The 7060-nt window shown below is 66.4% G+C and carries 5 protein-coding genes and 5 tRNA genes; 3 read left to right on the top strand and 7 right to left on the bottom strand.

Features of this window, described 5'->3' with window-relative positions:
* Positions 1–73: 73 nt before the first annotated feature.
* The 7 genes from AC1DIQ_RS06650 to AC1DIQ_RS06620 form a co-directional block, all read right to left on the bottom strand.
* Positions 74–149 (bottom strand) — tRNA-Ala (locus tag AC1DIQ_RS06650).
* A 134-nt stretch (positions 150–283) separates the two neighbouring features.
* Positions 284–359, bottom strand: a tRNA-Glu gene (locus AC1DIQ_RS06645).
* A 51-nt stretch (positions 360–410) separates the two neighbouring features.
* A tRNA-Ala gene (locus AC1DIQ_RS06640) sits at positions 411–486 on the bottom strand.
* Between the two features lie 224 nt (positions 487–710).
* Positions 711–786, bottom strand: a tRNA-Glu gene (locus tag AC1DIQ_RS06635).
* 53 nt (positions 787–839) lie between these two features.
* Positions 840–915: transfer RNA gene (locus tag AC1DIQ_RS06630), tRNA-Ala, on the bottom strand.
* Between the two features lie 82 nt (positions 916–997).
* Positions 998–3259, bottom strand: a complete 2262-nt coding sequence (locus AC1DIQ_RS06625) for a heavy metal translocating P-type ATPase (protein ID WP_461770326.1) — start codon at positions 3257–3259, stop codon at positions 998–1000.
* 68 nt (positions 3260–3327) lie between these two features.
* Positions 3328–3726 (bottom strand): heavy metal-responsive transcriptional regulator, encoded by a 399-nt coding sequence (locus AC1DIQ_RS06620; protein WP_121037154.1) that lies wholly within the window; start codon positions 3724–3726, stop codon positions 3328–3330.
* 205 nt (positions 3727–3931) lie between these two features.
* On the opposite strand from AC1DIQ_RS06620, the gene AC1DIQ_RS06615 reads away from it, so the two are divergent.
* The 3 genes from AC1DIQ_RS06615 (at position 3932) to dsbG (ending at position 6762) form a co-directional block, all read left to right on the top strand.
* A complete protein-coding gene (locus AC1DIQ_RS06615; protein WP_121037152.1) occupies positions 3932–4996 on the top strand; it encodes a helix-turn-helix domain-containing protein in 1065 nt (354 codons plus the stop codon).
* 113 nt (positions 4997–5109) lie between these two features.
* On the top strand, positions 5110–5910 hold the full coding sequence (locus AC1DIQ_RS06610; protein ID WP_121037150.1) for a TlpA disulfide reductase family protein: 801 nt from the start codon (positions 5110–5112) through the stop codon (positions 5908–5910).
* Between the two features lie 39 nt (positions 5911–5949).
* Positions 5950–6762, top strand: coding sequence for a thiol:disulfide interchange protein DsbG (dsbG, locus tag AC1DIQ_RS06605; RefSeq protein WP_121037148.1), 813 nt, complete (start codon positions 5950–5952; stop codon positions 6760–6762).
* Positions 6763–7060: the final 298 nt, after the last annotated feature.

Genomic DNA, 7060 nt, shown 5'->3' with positions numbered 1-7060 from the left:
CCTAGGCCTCTAGACGATGGGGACGCGTTAAACCGAATTTTGGCTTCTATCGGACGGCCTGTGTCCGGAGAAGTGGTGGAGCCAGGCGGGATCGAACCGCCGACCTCCTGCATGCCATGCAGGCGCTCTCCCAGCTGAGCTATGGCCCCACGTTGTACCGCGAGCCGCCTAGTGTATCTGCCTGTTCACGTTTGTGGAAGCCTTTCGGGCATCCGCATCGCAACCGCAGTAGGCGGTGAACAAAAAGACCCGGCATGCCGGGCCTCGGTGTTCTTCTGATGAGTGGCGTCCCCACGGGGATTCGAACCCCGGTCGCCACCGTGAAAGGGTGATGTCCTAGGCCTCTAGACGATGGGGACGCATAAACTCATCAAATTGTTCAGCACACCCGAACGGCCTAAGGTCCGGAGTGGTGGAGCCAGGCGGGATCGAACCGCCGACCTCCTGCATGCCATGCAGGCGCTCTCCCAGCTGAGCTATGGCCCCACGATGCTGGAGGCGGAATTCTACGCGGCCGTGAAGCATTCGCCAAGTCTTTTTTCTGAAATACCGAAGAAAGAATGCACGCAGGCATCCATCTGCAGAGGCCGACGTCTGCGTGGGCGAGCGCATCAACACGCACGCGATATAACAGGCGGCCAATGCCGAGTGTTGATCGATGCGTGAGAAACAAAAAGCCCCGACCGAAGTCAGGGCTGTTTGTTTGAAACTGGCGTCCCCACGGGGATTCGAACCCCGGTCGCCACCGTGAAAGGGTGATGTCCTAGGCCTCTAGACGATGGGGACGCACGAAAACTTCAAATTTTGTCACTGCAATCTGATCGGCCTAATGATCGGATTGGTGGAGCCAGGCGGGATCGAACCGCCGACCTCCTGCATGCCATGCAGGCGCTCTCCCAGCTGAGCTATGGCCCCACGTCGTGAGGAGCGAAATCATAGCGACGACGTTTTCGATTGGCAAGAAAAAAGTGAAGAAATATCGTCATGCAATCCGTTGTCACTCGCCGGGCAGTCGTTGATGGCGAAGCCGTAGTGCATTGCTGATCACCGAGACCGAACTCAGACTCATCGCCACCGCCGCCAACATCGGCGACATCACGATGCCCAGCGGATACAGCACACCGGCCGCCACGGGAATGCCGAGGCCGTTGTAGAGAAACGCAAAGCCGAGGTTCTGCCGCATGTTGCGCACGCTCGCGGTGGACAGCTGGCGCGCACGCAGGATGCCGCGCAGATCGCCTTTGACCAGCGTGACCTGTGCGCTCGACATCGCCACATCGGTGCCGTTGCCCATCGCGATACCAACGTCCGCACTTGCCAACGCCGGCGCGTCGTTGATGCCGTCGCCGGCCATCGCCACCTTGCGGCCCTGTGCCTGCAGCGAACGGATCAAGGCGGCCTTGTCGGCGGGGCGCATCTCACCGTGGACGTCATCCAGGCCGAGTTCCCGCGCGACGGCCTTCGCGGTGGCCGCGCCGTCACCGGTGGCCATGACGATGCGCAGGCCATCGCGGTGCAGCTGCACGATGGCTTCGGCGGTGGAGGCCTTGATCGGGTCAGCCACCGCGAGCAGGCCCCCAAGCTGGCCATCGACGGCGAGGTACATCACGCTGGCCGCGGTGCTGCGCAAGCGCTCGGCATCTTCGCGCAGCGCCTCCAGTGCGACACCGTGTTCGTCCATCAACGCGGTATTGCCAAGCAGCAGCCGCCTGCCGTCCACCACGCCGTGCACACCCATGCCGGTCAGGGAATCGAAATCGTCCACGCTGGCCAGCGGCATCCTGCGCGCGTGCGCTTCGGCCACGATCGCGGCCGCCAACGGATGCTCGCTGCCTTGGTCCAGGCTGGCCGCCCACTGCAGGATCTGGGCGGCAGCGAAGGGCGCCACCGCCCGCACGTCGCGGAATGCTGGCTTGCCCTCGGTCAACGTACCGGTCTTGTCGACCACCAGCGTGTCGATCTGGCGCAGTGCCTCGATCGCCTCGGCATCGCGGAACAGCACGCCGTGCTGCGCGGCGCGACCGGTGGCGACCATGATCGTCATCGGTGTGGCCAACCCCAATGCGCACGGGCAGGCGATGATCAGCACCGCGACCGCGCTCAGTACCGCATGTGTCCATGAGGGCGCCGGACCGAACAGCCCCCAGCCGAAGAACGTCAGCACCGCCACCGACAACACCACCAGCACGAACCAGTACGCGACGGTGTCGGCCATGCGCTGCATGGGGGCACGTGAGCGCTGCGCCTGCGCCACCAGCTGCACGATCTGCGCCAGCATGCTGTCATCGCCAAGGCGATCGGCGCGCACGACCAGGCTGCCAGTGCCGTTGAGTGTCGCGCCGATCACCGTGTCGCCCACGGCCTTGGCCACCGGCACCGGCTCACCGGTGAGCATCGATTCATCGATGGAGGAGCGGCCTTCGACGACCGTGCCATCCACGGGCACCTTCTCACCGGGGCGCACGCGCACGCGGTCGCCGGGCTGCAGCGCGGTAATGTCGACGTCTTCCTCGCGGCCATCCCCGCGCAGCACGCGCGCGGTCTTCGGTGCCAGGCCGAGCAGCGCCTTGATCGCGGCAGAGGTCTTCGCCCGTGCGCGCAGCTCCATCAACTGGCCGAGCAGCGTGAGCGAGATGATCATCGCCGCCGCCTCGAAGTAGACGCCGACATGTCCATGCTGCTGGAACGACGGCGGGAACAGACCGGGCGCGACGGTGGCTACCACGCTGTAGCCGTAGGCCGCCAGTACGCCCGTCCCGATCAGGGTCCACATGTTCGGGCTGCGGTTGCCGATCGACTGCGCCCAGCGCTGCAGGAACGGCCAACCGGCCCAGAGCACCACCGGCGTCGCCAGGGCCAGCTCGATCCACACCCTCAGATCGGGCGCGAGGCCGTGCAGCACGGGTGTCATCGCCAGCATCGCCAGGGCCATCGTCGCCACACTCAGCGGCAGGCTCCACCAGAAGCGGCGACGGAAGTCGATCAACTCGGGATTCTCGCCCTCATCCAGGCTGGGCATCTTCGGCTCCAGCGCCATGCCGCACAGCGGGCAGGTGCCGGGGCCTTCCTGCACGATCTCCGGGTGCATGGGGCAGGTGTACAGCGTGCCGGTGGGGGCCGGGTCGCCGATGTGTGATGCCGGTTCCAGATAGCGCTGGGGGTCGGCGATGAACTTTCGCCGGCAGCCATCGCTGCAGAAGTGGTAGTCGCTGCCGTCATGGCGGGCATGGTGGGCCGTGGCGGCCGGGTCGACGGTCATGCCGCAGACCGGGTCGGTGGAAGGGCCGTCGTCCGCACGGGAGACCTTGCTGTGGCCGTGGCTGGCGTTCATTGGCGTGACTCGGTCAACGCGGTCAGGATCGGGCACTGTTGCTGATCGCCATGCCCGGGGCAGGCATCGACCAGCTGCTTGAGCGCGCCGTGCATCCGCTGCAGTTCGCTGATGCGCTGTTCGATGTCGGTGAGCTTGTTCACCGCACTGTCGCGGATCTGCGCCATGTCCTGGCCACGCTGATCGCTGAAGGCCAGCAGATCGGCGATTTCATCCAGGCTGAAACCCAGTGCCTTGGCGCGGCGGATGAACTGCAGGCGGGTCAGGTCGCTCTCGCTGAAGACCCGGTAGCCGCCGGCGCTGCGCCGTGCGGTGGGCAGCAGCTGCTGCCGTTCGTAGTAGCGCACCGTGTCGATGGGCACGCCGGCCTGGCGCGCGAGCTGTCCAATGTTCATGAGCACCTCGTGGATGACGCTCCATTCTGAACCTTGGAGTCTGCTCCAGAGTCAAGCCGGAACCCCACTGGAAATTCAGTTGGCGTGAAATTTACAACTAGTTGCATGGTCGTTCTCCCGGGACGCCCGTAGCCTCAGGCGATCTTATGTATCGACCTGTTCTGCCCGGCCCCACGCCGGCAGGCACTGTCCCAGGAGAAGGGCCATGGACGCACCCCGCAACACGTTGCAGCCGGACCGCCGGCCGGACACGCCGACCCTGATGGAAGTCGCCGTGGTGGAATTCCCCGGCAGCCTGCGTGCCGCCGCGCCCGTACTGTCCGAGCTGGCGCAGCGCTGCAACCGCACCGTGGCGGCCGGGCGCCGCACCGGCCCACGCATGCTGGTCACGCGCTGGACGATGTCCGCCCGTGGCATGCAGCGGGTCGCGGGGGCGGAGCTGTTCGGCGAGGCCCTGCCGGCGATCATTGTCGTGCCAGGCAGCGAATCGAGCTGGACCATGGCGCCGCCGGACGAGCGCCTGCTGGCCTGGGTGCGGGAATGTCATGATGGCTGCAGCCTGCTCGCCGGCTGCGACGAGGGCGGGCTGCTGCTGGCTGCCGCCGGCGTGCTGGCCGGGCGCTCGGTCAGCGTTCCCGATCCCGCGCGCTGTCCGGCGCTGCGTACGATGGTGCCCAGCTGGCTGCCCAGCGAGCGCACGCTGGTCGATGACGGTGACCTGCTGACCGCAGCAGGCCAGGAGGCCTGGAAGTACCTCAGCCTGCGCCTGCTGGCACGGGTGTACGGGCAGGGTGTGATGAACACCGTCATCCAGCAGCTGCAACTGGTGATCCCGCGCACCGAACTGGATGATCTGGAACGTTTCAGCCCGAATTTCGCCCACGGCGACCGCTGCATCCTCAAGGCACAGCGCTGGCTGCACGGTATCGCCGCACGCGGCGTGGGGCTGGACGACATCTGCGCACAGGCCGGTCTGGAGCCGCGGACGCTGCAGCGACGGTTCCTGAAAGCCACCGGCATGCGTCCGATCGAGTACTGCCAGCGCCTGCGCATCGCCAAGGCGCAGTTGCTGCTGCAGGCGGGCGGGGTCGTGGACGAGGTGGCGTGTGCGGTGGGCTATTCCGACCAGAGTGCGTTCCGGCGGTTGTTCCTGCGCATCGTCGGGCTGACGCCGGCACGCTATCGCCGCCAGCTGGCGGCGCAGCAGCGCGAGCATGCAGCAGTACGACCGGTCGGCCGAGGGGTCGAGGCCATCCGTTCGGTGGCCTGAATCGCGCGGTACCGGCACGCTTGATCCATTGATGCCTTGCTGGGACCATGCGGGCGGGCCCGATGCAACAGCCGTCGCAGTTGGCGTGTCCCGGGCGACGGCGGAGAGAAGCAATGATCAGCAGTGTAGGCCCGGTACCGCTTGCGGTCGTGTGGGTGTTGGTGGGTCTGGGCATGGCGATGCTGGTGGCCAGCGTGGTGCGTGCCCCGGCAATCGAGGGCGCACCGCGTCCGCGATCGGTGGTGGTGGACATGCTGCTGCTGGGCCTGCTCGCCGGGCGGGCAGGTTTCGTGATCTGGCATGCAGCCGACTATGTGGCCGATCCCTGGGCAGTGCTGCGTATCGGCGATGGCGGGTTTGTGCTGTGGCCGGCACTGCTGGTCGGGCTGGGGTGGGGCGGGTGGCGCCTGCGTCGCTGGCCCACACTGCGCCGCCCCGTGGCTGCCGCTGCGCTGGCAGGCCTTCTCGGTTGGGCCGTGCTGTCCACCGGCGCCGGCTGGCTGCAGCAATCGCGGGTGTCATTGCCTGCGATCACCCTGACATCGCTGCAGGGCGCGCCCGTCGCGCTTGACGAGGCCCGGGGCGAGCCGGTGGTGATCAACCTCTGGGCGAGCTGGTGCGGCCCCTGCCGCCGCGAGATGCCGGTACTGGCACGCGCACAGCAGCGCCATCCTGATATCCGCTTCCTGTTCGTCAACCAGGGCGAAACGCGCGACGAAGTGGATGCCTTCATGGCGGCCGAACACCTGTCGCTGCGCAATGTGCTGCTCGACGAAGAAGCACGTGTTGCCGAACGGCTGCAGGTACATGCGTATCCGACTACCCTGTTCTTCGATGGGCAGGGCCGGCTGCGGCACCTGCACCTGGGCGAGCTGACGGCCGCCGGCCTGCAATCCAAGCTCGACGACCTGTAAGGGTCGCGGGTCGTTTATTCCATGAATCCAGGAGTCTCCATGACGTTGAAATCCTCGCGCACGCTGATCACCGCGCTGTCCGCCGCGCTGCTGATCGCACTGGCCGGCTGCAGCCAGGCGCAGACGCCGAAGGCCCCGGCAGAGAAGGCCGGCGGTGAACGGCCGGCGGTGCTGAAGGGCATCGAAAAGCATGGGTTCGAGGTGATCGGCGAGTTCGACGCACCCGGCGGCCTGCGCGGTTTCGCCGGTGTGGTCGGTGGCCAACAACCGGCGGCGGCGTATGTGACGGCTGATGGGAAGAACGTCGTGGTGGGCAGTCTGTTCGATGCCAACGGCGAGGATGTGGGCGCCGCGCCGCTGGAGAAGCTGGTGGCCAAGCCGATGTCCGAGCGCTCGTGGAAGAAGCTCGACGAGAGTGCGTGGGTGCGTGACGGCAAGGCCGACGCGCCGCGCGTCGTCTATACCTTCAGCGATGCGAACTGCCCGTACTGCCACCGCTTCTGGGAGGCCGCGCGGCCGTGGGTGGACGCGGGCAAGGTGCAGCTGCGCCACGTGATGGTCGGTGTGATCCGCGAAGACAGCCCTGCCAAGGCGGCTGCCATCCTCACCGCGCCCAACCCCAGCGCTGCGCTGCTGGAGAACGAGCGCCTGTTCGACAAGGGCGGTATCAAGCCGGCAGCGTCGTTGACGGCGGAGGTCGCCAACAAGCTCGATGCCAATCAGGTGCTGATGATCGAGCTCGGATTCCAGGGCACACCGGGCATTTTGTTCAAGGACGCCCAGGGAATGGTGCAGCGCCGTTCCGGCATGCCGCAGGGGGATGATATGACCGTGGTGCTCGGCCCGCGCTGAGTACTGGCGACCGTAGTGCCACAGCGCGCCGGGCAATGCCCGGCGCGTTGCGTTTGGGCGGCCGGATATCCGCCTGGTAGTGGGGGACGTCACACGCTGTCGCATTCGGCTTGATTTGGATCAAGGCTGAAATCGCCTGCGTCGCTACGCTGCCCTGCATGCGCTATCTCCTGGATTTCTCCGCACAAAGCGGACGCGTGGCCGCCCAGTCAGAAAACTGCCTGAGAACGTTCACGGGGTTCTCACTTTGCGATTGGTACTCAGAGCGCTGGCTGCCGCGCGTCAACGCGGCGGTCAT

The sequence above is a fragment of the Stenotrophomonas sp. 05L413 genome, from assembly GCF_056397945.1.
This window is presented reverse-complemented; position numbering and strand designations above follow the sequence as displayed.

Excerpts from the sequence above, each read along its gene's own strand:
- AC1DIQ_RS06625 (WP_461770326.1), bottom strand. The coding sequence starts at position 3,259 with ATGACCGTCGACCCGGCCGCCACGGCCCACCATGCCCGCCATGACGGC.
- AC1DIQ_RS06620 (WP_121037154.1), bottom strand. The coding sequence starts at position 3,726 with ATGAACATTGGACAGCTCGCGCGCCAGGCCGGCGTGCCCATCGACACG.
- AC1DIQ_RS06615 (WP_121037152.1), top strand. The coding sequence starts at position 3,932 with ATGGACGCACCCCGCAACACGTTGCAGCCGGACCGCCGGCCGGACACG.
- AC1DIQ_RS06610 (WP_121037150.1), top strand. The coding sequence starts at position 5,110 with ATGATCAGCAGTGTAGGCCCGGTACCGCTTGCGGTCGTGTGGGTGTTG.
- dsbG (WP_121037148.1), top strand. The coding sequence starts at position 5,950 with ATGACGTTGAAATCCTCGCGCACGCTGATCACCGCGCTGTCCGCCGCG.